Origin of the sequence: Vibrio sp. 070316B (assembly GCF_013114115.1) — a bacterium.
In the GTDB taxonomy this organism is placed as follows: domain Bacteria; phylum Pseudomonadota; class Gammaproteobacteria; order Enterobacterales; family Vibrionaceae; genus Vibrio; species Vibrio chagasii_B.
In genome coordinates this window covers 340674-356830 of record NZ_VTYC01000001.1, presented here as the reverse complement: position 1 = coordinate 356830, position 16157 = coordinate 340674, and the positions used below count along the sequence as shown (strand labels likewise).

Sequence of the window (16157 nt, the reverse complement as noted above, 5' to 3'; positions counted from 1 at the left end):
TTTAGTGACCAACAACGTCTTTCGCGTGGTTTTGGAAGTACTTAGTCAGCAGCTCAAGGTTTTGCTCAGAAATGTCGGTACGGTCGCCCATACTTTTCGCAACAGGTCCCCAAGCATTCACGGTGAAGTGGTTTGAAGGAATCTTCGCGTGACACGTTGCACAATAAACATTGTCCAACTCTTCTGCGTAAGACCAGATTGGGTCTAGGCTATCGACAACTGGATCAGTAATGTCACCCGTTAACGCAACAGAACGCCACTCGTTACCGTAAGCATCGGCTTCGTATTCACCGGTAGTCAGTGCTTCTTGACCTTTGTCTGTCAGTGTCGCAACGATTGCACGTTGACCTTCTCCGAAGTAAAGCACTTGCTCTGCGCCTTTCATTTGGAACGCATTCAGAGTCACCGTACGGTTGTCGCCTTCAGCTTTAACCACTTCAAGTTCGGCCGTTGGGTTTACGCTACCGAATTCGCCCATTGCGATGTCGGTTACTGGGTAAACCACTTTCGCATCCGCTGGCGTGTTTTTGGTAAAGGCAATCAGGGTATCGAACGCTTTGCTGTCTAGCTGAGCTTCAGGAGCAAAGTGCGCGACGCCTTTGTGACAGTCGATACACGTTTGGTTGTTCTCTTGGCCATAAGCGTGCATTTTCGCCGCATCACGAGATTGCTCGAACTCTTCCATTGCATCGAATTCGTGACAAGAGCGACACGTCGCTGAGTCATTCTCACGGAATTGAGCCCATACTGTTTCAGCCATCTCTTCACGATGTGCTTCGTATTTCTCAGGAGTGTCGATCTTACCTGAGATGAATTCGTGGTAGATGTCTTTAGACGCTCTTACTTTGGTGATCACATAGTCAATCGGATCCGTTGGGATGTGGCAATCGGCACATTCAGCTCGAATGCCTTTTGCGTTACTGAAGTGAACTGAACCTTGGTATTCTTTGTGAGGTGCTTCCATCGTGTGGCAAGAAACACAAAACTCAGTGCTCGATGTATAGTGCATAACGGCTGCAGTTCCCCCTAAGGTTAACCAGCCAATGCCTATACCAACCGCCGCTATTAGTGCGATATAACGTTTTTTTATTGTCATAATTCTTAATCATCTTCAACAATTGGTTACAATTGAGATCAGAATAGTACTTTAGGGGTAGATCTGTTTGATTTGGATCATCAATCGCAACCTGAGGAACAAAAAATGAACCTTTCTGAGAGCTTGATGTCACTTTTAAAAATTAGCGCCCCAACAACCCAATTACCATGCAAATACAAGGCTCACGTTAGATTTCAATAACTGATTAATCCAACAATAAAGACACTAAACTCGCTCCCAAATCAAAGAAGTAAATTGTAAATCTAATACAATGTCGGCTAACTCTTTTCATAAACTCTTCACTCCATGAACCAAACAGAATTCCAGCAAAAAATAGCGAGCTTCACCTCCATCGAACAAGCGCTTGATTACTTTGAAATTGGGTTTGATAGCAAGTTCATCGAGCAAAACAGAATCGAACTCGTTAAGCGATTTAATGGTTATCTGATTCTTGCGAAACCTGATGATTGGTTTTCTGGACGAAGAGCGCTAAAAAACGCTTATTGCAAGGTGCAACGTAGCAAGTTAGATCGCCACACACGTTCTGCCTGTCGTGGGTGTACCACTTGCCAGCGCCGATAGTTGGAAAGTGCAGCCCAAAATAGAGAACTAGAAAATAGATAGTTGAAATAACATCTCATTACGATTCAGTTAGTGGTTTGCTCGAAAAAAAGTGTGCTAGTCTTACGGCAACTCAACTACGAGATAAAAACTACAATGAAAATTTTCAGCAATTTCGAAAGCGGCAACATTCACGTCGTTTCTGCAGATTCACCACAAAACATTCAACTGACTATCCCAGCAGACAACCAGACTGAAATCTCTCAGTGGTTCCATTTCCGTTTAGAAAGTGAAACTCAACAAGCTCACCACTTTGAAATCGGTCAACTGGCAACATCGGCTTACCCTGAGGGCTGGAAGGACTACGATGTGGTTGCATCATATGACCGCGAAGAGTGGTTTCGTATCCCATCTCAGTTCGATGGCGATACATTAAGCTTCGACATCATTCCAGAGCACGATTCAATGTACTTCGCGTACTTTGCACCGTACTCATACGATCGTCACCAAGATCTTCTGCACAGCGCGCAAACGCACCCAGCTTGTAAGCTTGAAACTTTGGGCCACACGCTAGACAACAATGACATCACTTTGCTAACCATTGGTGAGCCAAGTGAAGAGAAGAAAAACATTTGGGTTATTGGTCGTCAACACCCTGGCGAGACAATGGCTGAATGGTTGATTGAAGGCCTGCTTCAGCGCCTACTTGACGAAACAGACACGGTAGGTCGCTCTCTTCTAGACAGCGTAGTATTCCGCGTTGTTCCTAACATGAACCCAGATGGCAGCATCCGCGGTCACCTTCGTACTAATGCGATTGGCGTTAACCTGAACCGCGAATGGCAATCACCTTCTATGGAACGTAGCCCAGAAGTATTCCTTGTTCGCGAGCGCATGCTAGAAACGGGCGTAGACCTGTGCCTAGACATTCATGGCGACGAAGCGATTCCATATAACTTTGTAGCAGGTAGCGAAGGTACACCTTCTTACAACGAGCGCATCGCGAAGCTAGAAAACCACTTCAAGCAAGCACTACTCACGATTACACCAGAGTTCCAAGATGAGTTTGGTTACGATAAAGACGAGCCAGGAAAAGCGAACATGACAGTTGGCACAAACTGGATTGGTGAGCAGTTCAAGTGTTTGGCTTACACAGTCGAGATGCCATTTAAAGATCACATCAGCCACGCTGACGAACTTTACGGCTGGTCTCCAGAGCGCAGTGTTGCGTTTGGTCACGACATGCTAGCGGCAGTTTGGGCAACAGTAGACGAGCTATAAAGCTAACTACGCGCCCTAGCTTTACTCATAAGCCTAGATCTATAAAAATCTGGCAACAAGAGTCTTGGCTATCAAAAGCAGGCCTATAGATAGAACAAAGCCCAGCACTTGCTAAAGTGCTGGGCTTTTTAATGTTTGCTTATGATTAACGATTGATTGAGCCACCCAGCTCTAGACGCCGTTATGCGACTCTCAGGCTTGCAAAAAAGACTGGGTACTTCTTTCGAATGTGCCTTTGCTCAGACACCATATCCTTAAAACTTGGGCCTTGTGATAACTTAACAATCACTTCATCGCCTTCTTGGCGTAACACGGCACCACTAATAGTGACACTGTTGTTTCCGTGCAGCCTCAAAGTACCTGCCATAGAGAAGCCACGATATACCGGGATGATATTACGCATCATAAGGCGAACACCCTTTTCAGAAACCTCACTGACGTGAAAAAGCTCATCCTTAATTCGCATCACCGGACGTGCCTTGTGTGGGTACTTCAAACGGTAATATTTGCGCTTCTGAATGAATGACTTTTCACTCATCTGTGACTCCCTGTCTCTGTTTATTCGCAGTAGCAAACTGGCCGTTCATTTCAACTATTCGTAACTATCGAACAGCCGAATAGCCTTCCGCCCCCAGTTTGTAACTCAACTTAGATATTCACCAAACTAATAACTGACTATTATATCGACATTATGCGTTATTGCTTTAGGCATTTGTGTAGAGAGTCACGGATTCCCTATGATTCACTAAAAAGTGAGATATGAGTCGTATCATCTCAGCCTCAATACCTCATAAAAGATCATAAAACCTAAAGCTGAAATAAAGCCAGCTGAATACTGAACCCAACAAATAGCACGCCACATACAATATTCATCATCTGCGAGGTGCGCTTTTGAACCAACAAGCGTTTGAAGGTATCTGCCATTAAAATCACAACTAAGAACCACATTGAAACAACCATTGCCTGAATCCCGCCAAGAATCAGGCTGTCGGAGACAATTGCATCTGTAGTCACAAATTGAGGGAAGATCGATAGATAAAACAGGACGATTTTCGGGTTAAGCAGATTCGTAAGTAGCCCTTTAAAAAACTGGCTATAGAGTTTGCTCCCGGATGCACTCACGACAGAAAGCACGCCCTCTTGAGCACGCAGTGCCGCACGAAAATGGTTGTAACCTAACCAGATAAGATACAACACACCCGCCCACTTCAGCCCCTCAAATGCCATTGGCGTTTTCGACAATAACAGGCTGATACCATTTGCAGAGATAAAAGCGTGGAAAAAGAAACCACATGACACGCCTAACACATTCACAAATGCGAACAGCTTCCTTTGAGTCAACGCTGTGCTTAACACAAGCAATGCATTCGGTCCTGGAATAATGGCAATAAAAAAGACAATAACAATGAACAGCCAGATACTATCCCAACTCATTTTGTTCTCATACAGTGAAGGTTTTTAGGGCAGACATTGTACGTCCAATTGATACCATTACAATATGATAAACGCTTAATTAATTCGTATGTTTAACTTACAAAATTAGCGCATATAATAAATACCTTCACCGTGAAGCAAACAAAACTGATTCTCTAACATTTCTAGCCCTGTTAGACTTCATCTCCCTTTCGATACTTGGTTCATTTATGTCATTTGATAACCTAAGCCTTAAAGTAAAAACCGTTGCTGCTATCCCATCTCAATTCGATAAGCCGACGGAGATACAACAAGCGGCCATTCCTAAGATTGTTTCCGGAAAAGATGTACTTGCATTAGCGCAAACAGGCAGCGGAAAAACATTGGCTTTTGGCTTACCTTTGCTAAACAACATCGACCAAGATTCGAATAAACTGCAAGCACTGATCATCGTTCCAACGCGCGAGCTAGCATCTCAAGTGACTGAGTCTTTACAACCGATCGCAACCGCCCTGTGTATCAAAACAGTAACGCTCACGGGCGGTGTGAATACAGATGAACAACAGCAGCAATTATCAACCACACCTCAGCTCGCTATCGTTACACCAGGGCGCCTGCTTGCACTCATTAAAAGTGGCGAGTTGGAGTTAACTCAATGCACATCAATGGTTTTAGATGAAGCTGACCGATTGATCGACATGGGCTTTTGGCCAGATATTCAAGCGATCACCGCAGCTCTGCCGACTAAACGCCAATCACTGTTATTCTCAGCGACACTTCCTCCAGAGTTGATTAATCAGGCTGAAACGCTTTTATCAAACCCAGAGAAGATCACAACGCATCAAGAAAACAGCGTTGTCGAAACGATTGAAGAAACACTGTATCTAGTAAACAAAGGCAGTAAAGCTCAGGCATTAATCGCACTGCTCAATCAGAACCCATGGCCACAAGTATTGGTGTTTATGGGCGCGAAAGACAATGCAGACGCATTAACCAAACGGTTAAACAAAGCCAAAATCAGCGTGAGTGCATTACATGGTAACAAGAGCCAAGAAGAGCGCGCGCAGGCGTTAGACAGCTTCAAAAATGGTGATACCCGTGTGCTTATCGCGACCGATGTTATGGCTCGTGGCATCCATATTGATCAGCTACCTATTGTCATTAACTTTGAGTTACCGCCTCATGCAGCGACTTATGTACACCGCGTTGGAAGAACGGCGAGAGCAGGAAGTACTGGTTGTGCAATCTCGCTGGTCAGCCACAGTGAAACTGACTACCTCACTGCCATTCGCACTTTAACCAACAAAACACTGCCGCTACAGTCATTGGAAGGCTTCCCAGTCACAGACAAACCAGCATCAGAATCAACGGCTCGTAAGCGCCCACCGAAAGACAAAATGGCAAACCGCAGAACGGCGAAAAAGAAGAGCGTCAAACAGTTTAAGAGCAAACCGAATAGCTCTAGATCCAACAGCGCTAAGCCAACGAGATCAAAGTAGAGCGATAGCAACGAGTCAACCTCAGTGCTCAAACTTAGAGGCTGTCATTTCAATTAAATTCAGCCCAGAATTTTCTGGGCTTTTTTGCGCTTCAAATAGCCGCTTCCTAGACCTAAATATGACAATAATGCTGCTCGTTAGATGACATTTTTATGAATTACGAAGGCAAGGTATTGATTCTTGGTCGCTCAAAAAAAATACTTTCTGAACACGTTGACGCCCCTATATCTGGCAACTAGATTTTTCTATTAGTGTCTAAAACCAGGAGGTCATTGAAATGAAACGTGCTAGCTCTACATATCGATTACAACTGATAAAGGAAGTGGCAACTCGCCGAGATCGTCAACGTTCCAATGACCCGATGGCAAACTACATTCAAACCCTAATCGATAACAAAGAAGATTGTGATACGTCGGTTGAACGCAACCAAAGATTCAGTGGTAATCATTTTGACGAACACATTGGTGGCTGGGTTAGCGATCATTGGGGTAGTAAATAAAACCAAGAAAAACCCACCAGCTTTGCTGCTGTAGAATTAATCTCCGCATTAACCTATCATCTGCAACCACTTCCAATCATTGAGTAAGCAGAAAGTGTCTGAGTTAAAAAGAGAAAAAGAAGTGATGGTTGCCTTCCAAGTGATCCCTCGCGTTAAAGAAGGCAACAACTTCGAAGTGGTTGATAAAGCTATTGAAGTTGTGAAAGCTGCCGATGTGCCTTCCCAAGTCGGTGCGATGGAAACCACGATGAAAGGTGAACTTAACCAATTACTCGATATCGTAAAAAAAGCAGAACAAGCTTGCTACGATGCAGGGGCTGTAGAAGTTATCACAAACATTAAGATCCACAGTAAAACCACCGAGGCCGATGATACATTTTGCACTTACCATCGGGGTGTGACGAAAGCAAATCATATGTTTGTCTGAGAAAGTGCCATTAAAGCAAGGCTCTGAAGAACCCGTGGTGTTATTGAAAAGGCATGTCTGAAAGGTGAGAAAGGATTTCCATTCGCTCTTCTTCTGACATCGAGTGCCAATCTCGTGGGCTCTCTTCAGGGGCATCTTTCGCCCCAATCGGTTTTCGGTCCAGTGCTTTGACGGGCTCTGTTTTGAGTTTTACGTTCTTTTTATTCATACCGACACCACTCCTCTGGTACAAAGGTACCTATCTTAATATTACACCCCAACCATTATGTAAAGTAATAGTTACTTCGGAGTTAAATAAAATCTTAATACATCCTCTTTAGCCAAAAAGATCTCTTTGGGGACTTGTATTTCCCTCTTCGTCGACCTGTTTACCAACCAAGTTTTTTTGCTTCATTATTTTTCGTCTATAGCGCTGACGACACAGCTTTATCACGTGCAATTGCTCTGCGGGAGTCATCGACATCCAATTAAAGCGCTCTTCTCTTTTGCGCATACAACCATTGCAATAGCCTTTGTCATCACTTGAGCAAACCCCAACGCAAGGGCTTGGAACTTGGAAAAACTCTAACTGCTCCACCATGCCTCCTTACACATTCAAAATTACGCTTACTATCTCAAAAATAAGCGATTAAGTTGTCGCCACGCCTACGAAATCCATACTAAACTATGACCTTATACTGACACATATAGTGTTTTGTAAACTATACTTTCAACCCATCAAGTTACACTTATTCGGTAACTTCGTTCTTTCCTTTGGAGCCTTATAATATGAAGTTTAGTTCAAAAAAATTACTAGCAGTAGCCGCTTTACCTATGATGTTAGCAGCATGCACAACAACAGGTGACAACGCGATGCAAGTAACACCAACCGATCTACAGCACCATAATTGGGAACTTGCGCAAATTGATGGCAAGGACATTGTGAAAAGCGAAGACCAAGCAGCTCCTCGTCTAGAGATCGGTGAAAAGATGACTGCAAACGGCATGGCTGGTTGTAACAACTTCTTTGGTCAAGGCGAGTTGAAAGACGGTCAATTCCGTATCAAGCAAATGGGCATGACAATGAAAATGTGTCATGGCTCTGCGATGGAAATCGAACAATCGGTTTCTGCCACTCTAAGTGAGTGGAGTGACGTAACGCTAACAAACGATACGCTAGTACTGAAAAACGATGTACACACGCTTACGTACACAATTCGTGACTGGGTAAACTAATCCGTCATCGAAACCAAATACTGATTAAAGGAGCCCGATGGCTCCTTTTTTATTGTCAGCTTGCCCTCACTACTTCTTCAAAATTGACGCTCATCGCCGATTTTTCGTACCAACCTCCAACAAACCTCAAAAATCGCTCATTTAGATGCAATAAATTCAACGCTTCAACGGTCTGTTGCTAGGATGGCAAAAGCCCAGAGTCTGTTGAGTTTCATAGATAACTACACATTGAACAAAACTCAACTGAGAACTCCCTAGGTCTTCTCAAGTAATTGATTGAATTTACTGTTGAATTAGAATTTATTTGAGAAACAGATAGAATAACTATTATGCCGTGTTGATCTTTCGTTAGCCACGAAAGGTCGACATGGCCAAGGGAGTTCGAAAACACAATGCTCTTGCCCGTTCACTACCAAATGGAAAAGTTTATGAACAAGATAGTAAGTACGTTAGGAATCATGGCAACCATTGCCTACAGCGCAACCATTTATGCTGATGAAGCAACATCCACCGATAGCTGGAATAAAATAGAACAGCAGGCAGAAGGACAAACTGTCTACTTTCACGCTTGGGGCGGAAGCCAAGAGATCAACCGTTACCTACAATGGGCAGGCAAGAAGTTACAAAGTGACTATGGCGTAACGTTAAAACATGTAAAAGTCACAGATATCGCTGAAACAGCAACTCGCCTACTTGCGGAGAAAGCCGCAGGTAAGAATAGCGAAGGCAGTGTCGATATCGTTTGGATCAACGGTGAGAACTTCCGTTCAATGAAAGACAACAAACTGTTGTTTGGGCCATTTACAGAATCCCTTCCTAACTGGAAGTACGTCGATAAGTCTTTACCCATTGATGTCGACTTTTCTGAACCAACGGAAGGGCTAGAAGCACCTTGGGGCGTTGGGCAATTGGTGTTCATTCACGACCAAGAAACACTGCACAATCCGCCACAATCGTTTTCAGAGATGTTGAGCTACGCTCAGGCATTCCCTAACCGTTTAAGCTACCCTCGCCCACCAGAATTTCATGGTACTAGCTTTATTAAGTCTTTACTGATTGAGCTAACCAACAACAGCCCTGAACTCGCGAAGCCTGTTTCAGAAGAGAACTTCCAAGCGATCACTGCACCATTATGGGCTTACTTAGATAAATTCCACAAAGTTGCATGGCGCGGTGGTAAACAATTCCCTGCAGGCACATCAGAGAGCATTCAGCTTTTGGATGACGGACAACTCGACCTCGCAATTACATTCAATCCAAACTCTGTGTATTCAGCGCAATCAAGTGGTCGTTTAGCAGAAACAACCAAAGCTTATGCGTTGGAAAACGGTGCTTTATCTAATATCCACTTCCTTGCGATCCCTTGGAATGCCAATGCTACCGCAGGCGCACAAGTGACCATCAACTTCTTGTTAAGCCCAGAAGCACAATCGCGCAAAGGTGACCTCAATGTTTGGGGTGACCCTTCAGTATTGAGCAGCAAGTACCTAACAGGTAGCGCTAAGAATACTCAGCAATTTAAATCGATTGATGAACCACACCCAAGCTGGCAAAACGCACTCGAGAAAGAGTGGCTAAAACGATACGGTAACTAAGCTCGATGCTACGTGCTCTATATTTTGTCGTTATAGTGGTATGCATTATCCCAACAATTCCTGGGGTAGCGGGAGTAGTGGCTTCGTCACTCAGTTATATCCCGCCCTTAGGGTTGATGGAGCCCTCTCTCAACGGTTTTAGCCAAGTATTCCAATGGGAAGGCGCTTGGCACTCTATTGGTTTGAGTCTTGGTTCTGCGATTGCGAGCAGCTACATCGCATGCTTTCTTACCTTTTGTATTCTCCAAGCTTCGTGGAGAAACCGATTTTGGAGAAAGATCGAACTGACCCTTTCACCTATGCTGGCTATTCCCCATGTGGCTTTCGCCATTGGCTTTGCTTTTCTATTTAGCCCGACAGGTCTCGGAGCGAGAGCTGTGCATCATTTGCTTGGTGAATCCGCGACCAGTTCCGAGTTAGCGTTACTCGTAAAAGATCCGTATGCATTTGGCTTGATCATTATGTTGGCACTTAAAGAAGTGCCTTTCTTATTGCTCATGAGTATATCGATACTTCAGCAAATTGACGTTGAGCGTATTACTAAGGTGAGTGCTTCATTGGGTTATAGTCGCTCACAGATATGGTGGAAGTGCATTTTCCCACAATGGTTCACCAAGCTTCGCTTCCCAATGTTAGCGGTGCTCGCTTACAGCGTATCGGTTGTCGATATTGCGCTAATCATTGGCCCAACTAACCCGCCTACTTTTGCCGTTTTAGTATGGCAATGGTTTAACGATCCCGATCTTAACCTACTGCCGAGAGCAGCGGCTGGCGCTATTGTTCTGTTTGGCTTAGCGTCCTTGATCATCGCCTTAGCCCGCTTCATTGAATGGGCTGTATTGAAGTTCTTTAGAGCTTGGCAATATTCGGGGCGAACAGGCATTAAACTACCAGGAAAAACCGTATTCACAGCTTTGGCAACACTATCACTCGCAATCATTCCTTTGATGATGATTTGGAGCGTGGCTCAACGTTGGCGCTTCCCTGACTTACTTCCGAGTCGCTACAGCATGCGCTTTTGGGAATTTGAATGGGATGGCATCATGAGTACCGTTGGTCAAAGCTTATGGATTGGTCTAATCGCAGCTTCAGTTGCGCTGGTCCTTGCACTGATTGCTCATGAGTACCGAATCAAATACAAGTGGCAAGTGCCTGGTTTTGTTATCGCAATTCCGATGTTGATCCCACAGCTATCGGTATTATTTGGTATGCAAGTCACCACGCTGTATGTAGGAAGTAATGCCTATGAATTCTGGGTGATTTGGGCGCACGTATTCTTCGCCTTCCCATTTGTCTATTTATCTTTAGATGGACCATGGAAAAGCTTCAACGATGGACTTATTAAAGCATCACTCAGCTTGGGCAAATCGCCATTTCAAAGCTGGTACTCCATCAAGCTACCTATCTTATTACCTGCCATTGCCTTTGCGTGGGCCGTTGGTATCAGCGTGAGTTTGGCTCAATACTTACCAACACTGATGCTAGGTGCAGGGCGTATTAGTACCATCACCACAGAATCTGTCGCCCTAACGAGCGGCTTCGACCGTAGAGTGACCGCCATTTATGCTATTTGGCAGGCCTTGTTGCCTCTGTTCTTTTTCTCTTTAGCGATATTAGTCAGCCGACTTCAACTCAGATATCGCCGTCTTACTTTCAAAGGTTTCTTAAGTAATGAGTCTGTACCTCAACGACCTCGCCATCCGTAAAACCGATGGCGAATCGCTGTTTTCAGCGCTAAATGTAACATTAGAATCGGGCCAGATACTGGCATTGATGGGACCGAGCGGTTGCGGTAAATCCACCTTATTGGACGCCATCGCAGGCCACTTGAATGAAGAGTTTTCGTATTCTGGAAGTGTTGTTTTGAATGACATTCAACTGGACGATCTCCCATCACACCAACGTAAGGTCGGTATTCTTTTTCAAGATGATCTATTGTTCCCTCACTTAAAAGTATGGGAAAACTTGGCATTCTCACTACCTAATTCGGTTAAAGGCTCTGCTCGCCAACAGCAAGCCATGGCAGCGTTAAAAGACATTGAACTGACACACTTAGCAGAGTCTTTTCCCGATCAGATTTCTGGTGGCCAACGAGCGAGAATCAGTTTAACTCGTATGTTATTGGCGAAGCCTAAATTGGCTCTACTTGATGAACCATTCAGTAAGTTAGACCAAGAGCTCAGAGCACAATTTCGAGACTGGGTATTTGAGCAATTAACCAAAGCTAATATCCCAACCCTGATGGTGACGCACGACGAAGCAGATGTGCCTCAAGGGGCTCAAGTACTCTCTTGGCCATGGAGAAGCAACCATGCTGGATAAGTACTCAATAAAGGTCATCAAGTGGCCATTACACCAGTCTGCAAAAGTACTGAATCGAGTCGGTATTACCGCTAATCAAATCACCCTATTCGGTTTTTTGGTCGGTTGTTTGGCGTTTCCGGCGTTAGCGTTTGAGCAATATGAGTGGGCGTTGGGCTTCATCATTTTCAACAGAGTTTGTGATGGGCTTGATGGCGCCTTGGCTCGAATCCAAGGTATCAGTGATGCGGGCGGTTTCCTCGACATCAGTTTAGATTTCCTTTTCTATTCACTGATCCCTTTTGGTTTCGTGATTGCCAATCCAGAACACAACGCCATTGCCGGCGCATTTTTGATCTTCTCTTTTATCGGTACAGGCAGTAGCTTTTTGGCGTTTGCGGTGATGGCGGGCAAACGAGGTATTGAGAATCCAGTGTACAAGCACAAGTCTCTCTACTACATGTCTGGCCTAACCGAAGGGACAGAGACCATCGCCTGTTTCATTGCCTTTTGTATTTGGCCACAACACTTTGCTGTTATCGCCTATACCTTTGGTGCAGCATGTTGGCTCACCACATTTATGCGTATCTATTTTGGGTTCCAAACTCTTAAGACTCAGCAAGAGAGTTAGCGGTCTAACAAACGACACAAACAAGAACAAAAACGCCACTCAATATGAGTGGCGTTTTCTTTTCTAATGCTGAGGTTCAATTAAGCATCAGCAGACGTGTTAATTCTAAATTTCAGTACTTTGAGGCTTGAATCAAGGTCGACATCCACAAACTCAGGTGGGTTGTCTAAGCGTTCAATAAACTCAACGTTTGGCGCTTCTTCTGCCATCGTCTCGATAAGGAAGTTAGGTGACACTGCTGGTGAGTTCACACACGCGATCACTTCCCCCCCTTCCGTTAGAAGCTCTGGCAAACGACGTAAGATCTTTTTGTAGTCTTTAGTCAGCGCGAAACTGCCTTTTTGGAACGAAGGTGGGTCGATGATCACCAACTCATAAGGACCGCCCTTCTTGATTTTTCCCCACGACTTAAAGATATCGTAACCAAGGAAATTCACAGAGCGCATGTCATGCTCATTCAAACGGTGGTTATCACGGCCTTTGTTCAGTGAGCCACGTGACATATCAACGTTCAAACATTGACGAGCGCCACCCGCAATTGCAGCCACAGAGAAGCCACAAGTGTATGCGAACAAGTTAAGAACATTCTTACCCTTGGCATTATCTTGCACCCATTGACGACCATTGCGCATGTCTAGGAACAGACCAAAATTCTGGTTACGACCAATGTTTAGCTGATACTTAAGGCCATGCTCAACAACCACTGGAGAGTCGTTAAGCTCACCCCACAGTACTTCCGAAGGTGCGCCGTCAGCGTAACGGTGTTGAAGCACGATGCTTGTACCTTGCTTGGTTTGCCAAATGTCTTTGCTGGTCAGCGCTAGCAAACCGTCTTTAAGCGATGACAAAAACGCGTCATCAATCTCTTTAAACACGTTCACCAATAATTGGCCATCGACCCAATCACATGTGATCTGTTCTAGGCCTGGCCAAAACTTACCACGACCATGAAAAATACGACGTAGCTCGTTAGGTACTTCGTTTAGCTGTTGTTCGATATGTTCAAAAAATACAGGTAAAGCAGATGCTTCCATTATTTCACTCACTTAGTATTTAGCTTTGGCCAACTTAATGACCAAGGTTCAAGCCAACCGTTCAAACCGTTAGATACGGTTTCTTGGTGCCACTTCTCGCCTAAAGAGTGTAGGCTCCTTGGGTCACAGACAAATTGGTAGGCTTGTGATTGATAAGTAAATCGAATCGCGAAGGCATGCAGATAACCTCTGTCAGCCTCACTCGATGGATTATAAATTGGGTCACCAACGATGGCTGAGCCTATCGACTTCATCGCCACGCGGATCTGGTGCGTGCGCCCTGTAAAGGGTTTACATAAAAGAAGTCGCTCACCAGGTTCAGCCGCTGCTGATAGAAATTGAGTTATCGCTGGGTTTTCTTTGGTTGTTAAGAGTTTCCAGCTAGAGCGTCGTGAACGCTCCATATCCCCAGAGATTAAACCCTGTTTTTTCTTCGGCTTCTTAGAGCCAATCGCCAAGTAGTACTTCTCCACTTCGCGCTTAGCAAATAGTTGTGAAAGCTCACTAGCCGCCGATGCACTCTTGGCTAATAACAGAATACCTGAAGTCATTTTATCAAGACGATGAACGAGATACAGCTTAGGCTCATTGATTGCCTTAGCGACTTCTTGAAGCAACATGGTATCACCATCGTCTTTGTGGACGCTGATTCCAGGGTGCTTATTGATGAGTAAAAAATCAGAGTGATTGAGAAGAATATCGAACATGTAAAGGCTAGCTCCGTTATAGAGGGTGGAGTATACCGTGTCTGAATCCAGATTCCAGCAACGAAAAAGCCCAACTCGCTCAATAAAGATTGAATCGTTGGGCTTGTTTCTCGTTGTCAGCATTCAAGGGTAGGTTTTACCCCCTATAAATAGAAACTAAGCGAGCTTGAACTTACCGACCAAGGCTTCTAGCTCCGCAACCTTCTCGTTCAGACCTGAAGTATTTTCTGAGCTACGCGTTGCCAGTTGCAAGGATTGCTCAGAGATATCGCTGATCGCCGTGATATCTGCAGCAATTTCTTTCGTCACAGCTGTCTGCTCTTCTGCTGCGGTCGCAATAGAGTTCACCATGCTTTGTACATTGCCTGCACCGCTTACAATCGCTTCTAGGGCAGAAACCGCACCAGAGCTTTGCTCAACACCAATCTCAACCAAGCGGCAGTTATCTTGGGTATAAGTCACCGCCTCTTGAGTGCCAGACTGAATCGACTGAATAATACCAGACACTTCTTGTGTCGCTTTGGTCGTTCTCTCCGCTAACGCGCGTACTTCATCGGCAACCACAGCAAAACCACGACCGAATTCACCCGCACGTGCCGCCTCAATCGCCGCATTCAACGCTAACAGGTTAGTTTGCTCAGCAATGTCTTCGATAACTTTGATAACGCTACCAATCTGCTCACCATGAGAGCCCAAAGTATTCATTTGTAGTGACATATCACTCATTTGAGTCGACACTTGTTGAATACTCGCCACCATTTCGACAATCACGTTACGGCCATCTTCAGCAGAGGTTTCAGAGCGGCGTGCTTCTTCATACGTAGACGTTCCCTGCTGCGCCACTTCTGAAATGGTCAAGCTTAACTCTTCAGCAGCCGTTGCAATCAAGTTCGCTTTATCAGCTTGAGCAGAAGCGCCCGTTACGATGTCTTGGCTAATAGAAGATAGCTCACCAGTAACAGATTGAACTTCATGGGTTACAGAAGAGATAGATCCCAGTAGGTCGACCAATGATTTTTGCATCTGGTTGATCGACGTCGCTAAATCTGCCAACTCATCACCAGAGTCATCCACAATATCACCAGCTGTTAAATCACCATTTGCCACGCGGCGTGCTACTTGTTCAACACGAGTCAGGCGATTAGTAATCGAGCTAGACAACACATACGCAATCACACAACCGAAGACGATAGCAATCGCAGACAACACCATGATAGTGCGTTCAATAGTAGTAAACGTATCGGTGAGTATCAGTAGCGACTGCTCGGTATCCGCTCGCTCACTTGCAGATGCTTGATCCAGCAAGTTTTCAATGGGTATCAAGTTGGTCTCGTATAGAGAACGCAGCTGTTGAATGTTGGCTAGTAGCTCATACTGATCATTGATCTTAGGCACAAGCTTAGATTCAAACTCTTGGGTGAAGCGTCCCATTAACTCTTCAATACGCAGAATACGGCGATGATCTTCAGAGCCTCTGCTTTCCAAGCGTTTTGCCTGTTCAATAGCCTGAGCGAACTCACTCTTATTAGTGCGATAGTCATTCAGTGCGTTATCAACCAGTGTAATTGCACCCAGCGCATCTCGGTATACATCACCCGCTTCATCAATCAGCACAAGGTAGGTAACAGTACCCGGAACATCGTCCATTCTAATTTCATCTGCGCTTTTATGGGCATCAATGACTTCAAACCAGACGATGGTAACTAAGGTAACAAGCACCGCCAAAATTGAGCCAAACCCAGCATAAAGCTTTTTTCTTACAGATAATTTCACACAACACCTACCTAAATAAACGACAGCTTATACAGCCTTAACATTTAACATATCGTCTACCAGACGGATAACTTTAGTGAATACCAACGATTATTTTTTATCGATTATTAAGTTACAGGTACAAA

General features: G+C 44.8%; 18 protein-coding genes. 10 read left to right on the top strand and 8 right to left on the bottom strand.

The features are described 5' to 3' along the window. Position 1: 1 nt before the first annotated feature. Positions 2 to 1096, bottom strand: a complete 1095-nt coding sequence (locus F0251_RS01695) for a NapC/NirT family cytochrome c (RefSeq protein WP_061031721.1) — start codon at positions 1094 to 1096, stop codon at positions 2 to 4. 306 nt (positions 1097 to 1402) lie between these two features. On the opposite strand from F0251_RS01695, the gene F0251_RS01690 reads away from it, so the two are divergent. Next, complete coding sequence (locus tag F0251_RS01690) at positions 1403 to 1678, top strand: nitrogenase-stabilizing/protective protein NifW (protein WP_019824239.1); 276 nt, start codon at positions 1403 to 1405, stop codon at positions 1676 to 1678. Positions 1679 to 1813: 135 nt separating this feature from the next. Then, the gene (locus F0251_RS01685; RefSeq protein WP_171730170.1) at positions 1814 to 2938 is read left to right on the top strand and encodes a carboxypeptidase family protein; all 1125 of its coding nucleotides are present in this window, start codon (positions 1814 to 1816) and stop codon (positions 2936 to 2938) included. A gap of 181 nt (positions 2939 to 3119) precedes the next feature. Here F0251_RS01685 and F0251_RS01680 read toward each other — a convergent pair whose 3' ends face one another. Both F0251_RS01680 and F0251_RS01675 read right to left on the bottom strand, forming a co-directional pair. Next, positions 3120 to 3476 (bottom strand): PilZ domain-containing protein, encoded by a 357-nt coding sequence (locus F0251_RS01680; protein WP_105059290.1) that lies wholly within the window; start codon positions 3474 to 3476, stop codon positions 3120 to 3122. 269 nt (positions 3477 to 3745) lie between these two features. Continuing rightward, the gene (locus tag F0251_RS01675) at positions 3746 to 4372 is read right to left on the bottom strand and encodes a LysE family translocator (RefSeq protein WP_171730169.1); all 627 of its coding nucleotides are present in this window, start codon (positions 4370 to 4372) and stop codon (positions 3746 to 3748) included. A gap of 209 nt (positions 4373 to 4581) precedes the next feature. Between F0251_RS01675 and F0251_RS01670 the strand changes: the two genes are divergently transcribed. From F0251_RS01670 to F0251_RS01660, 3 genes are all read left to right on the top strand, one after another. Further along, the gene (locus F0251_RS01670; protein WP_061031725.1) at positions 4582 to 5850 is read left to right on the top strand and encodes a DEAD/DEAH box helicase; all 1269 of its coding nucleotides are present in this window, start codon (positions 4582 to 4584) and stop codon (positions 5848 to 5850) included. A gap of 277 nt (positions 5851 to 6127) precedes the next feature. Next, positions 6128 to 6349 carry a hypothetical protein gene (locus tag F0251_RS01665; RefSeq protein ID WP_008222442.1) on the top strand — a complete coding sequence of 74 codons (222 nt, stop codon included), beginning with the start codon at positions 6128 to 6130 and terminating at the stop codon, positions 6347 to 6349. A gap of 124 nt (positions 6350 to 6473) precedes the next feature. Continuing rightward, positions 6474 to 6776: a thiamine-binding protein gene (locus F0251_RS01660; protein ID WP_171730227.1), complete on the top strand. Its 303-nt coding sequence runs from the start codon at positions 6474 to 6476 to the stop codon at positions 6774 to 6776. A gap of 40 nt (positions 6777 to 6816) precedes the next feature. On the opposite strand, the gene F0251_RS01655 is transcribed toward F0251_RS01660, so the two are convergent. Both F0251_RS01655 and F0251_RS01650 read right to left on the bottom strand, forming a co-directional pair. After that, positions 6817 to 6984, bottom strand: a complete 168-nt coding sequence (locus F0251_RS01655; protein ID WP_171730168.1) for a hypothetical protein — start codon at positions 6982 to 6984, stop codon at positions 6817 to 6819. A 108-nt stretch (positions 6985 to 7092) separates the two neighbouring features. Next, complete coding sequence (locus F0251_RS01650) at positions 7093 to 7356, bottom strand: DUF1289 domain-containing protein (RefSeq protein ID WP_081090307.1); 264 nt, start codon at positions 7354 to 7356, stop codon at positions 7093 to 7095. Between the two features lie 188 nt (positions 7357 to 7544). On the opposite strand from F0251_RS01650, the gene F0251_RS01645 reads away from it, so the two are divergent. The 5 genes from F0251_RS01645 to F0251_RS01625 all read left to right on the top strand — a co-directional run bounded on the left by F0251_RS01645 (position 7545) and on the right by F0251_RS01625 (position 12518). Then, on the top strand, positions 7545 to 7991 hold the full coding sequence (locus F0251_RS01645) for an META domain-containing protein (RefSeq protein WP_004734625.1): 447 nt from the start codon (positions 7545 to 7547) through the stop codon (positions 7989 to 7991). 428 nt (positions 7992 to 8419) lie between these two features. Beyond that, the gene (locus tag F0251_RS01640; RefSeq protein WP_171730167.1) at positions 8420 to 9586 is read left to right on the top strand and encodes an ABC transporter substrate-binding protein; all 1167 of its coding nucleotides are present in this window, start codon (positions 8420 to 8422) and stop codon (positions 9584 to 9586) included. A 5-nt stretch (positions 9587 to 9591) separates the two neighbouring features. Next, positions 9592 to 11292: an ABC transporter permease gene (locus F0251_RS01635; RefSeq protein WP_061031728.1), complete on the top strand. Its 1701-nt coding sequence runs from the start codon at positions 9592 to 9594 to the stop codon at positions 11290 to 11292. Then, on the top strand, positions 11258 to 11908 hold the full coding sequence (locus tag F0251_RS01630) for an ATP-binding cassette domain-containing protein (RefSeq protein WP_061031729.1): 651 nt from the start codon (positions 11258 to 11260) through the stop codon (positions 11906 to 11908). The genes F0251_RS01635 and F0251_RS01630 overlap by 35 nt, the downstream gene beginning before the upstream one ends. Continuing rightward, complete coding sequence (locus F0251_RS01625) at positions 11898 to 12518, top strand: CDP-alcohol phosphatidyltransferase family protein (RefSeq protein ID WP_061031730.1); 621 nt, start codon at positions 11898 to 11900, stop codon at positions 12516 to 12518. The genes F0251_RS01630 and F0251_RS01625 overlap by 11 nt, the downstream gene beginning before the upstream one ends. Before the next feature lie 80 nt (positions 12519 to 12598). Here F0251_RS01625 and F0251_RS01620 read toward each other — a convergent pair whose 3' ends face one another. The 3 genes from F0251_RS01620 to F0251_RS01610 form a co-directional block, all read right to left on the bottom strand. Further along, positions 12599 to 13552, bottom strand: coding sequence for a class I SAM-dependent methyltransferase (locus F0251_RS01620; protein WP_061031731.1), 954 nt, complete (start codon positions 13550 to 13552; stop codon positions 12599 to 12601). An 8-nt stretch (positions 13553 to 13560) separates the two neighbouring features. After that, positions 13561 to 14259 carry a TIGR01621 family pseudouridine synthase gene (locus tag F0251_RS01615; RefSeq protein WP_061031732.1) on the bottom strand — a complete coding sequence of 233 codons (699 nt, stop codon included), beginning with the start codon at positions 14257 to 14259 and terminating at the stop codon, positions 13561 to 13563. A gap of 156 nt (positions 14260 to 14415) precedes the next feature. Next, complete coding sequence (locus F0251_RS01610) at positions 14416 to 16032, bottom strand: methyl-accepting chemotaxis protein (protein ID WP_061031733.1); 1617 nt, start codon at positions 16030 to 16032, stop codon at positions 14416 to 14418. Between the last annotated feature and the right edge of the window lie 125 nt (positions 16033 to 16157).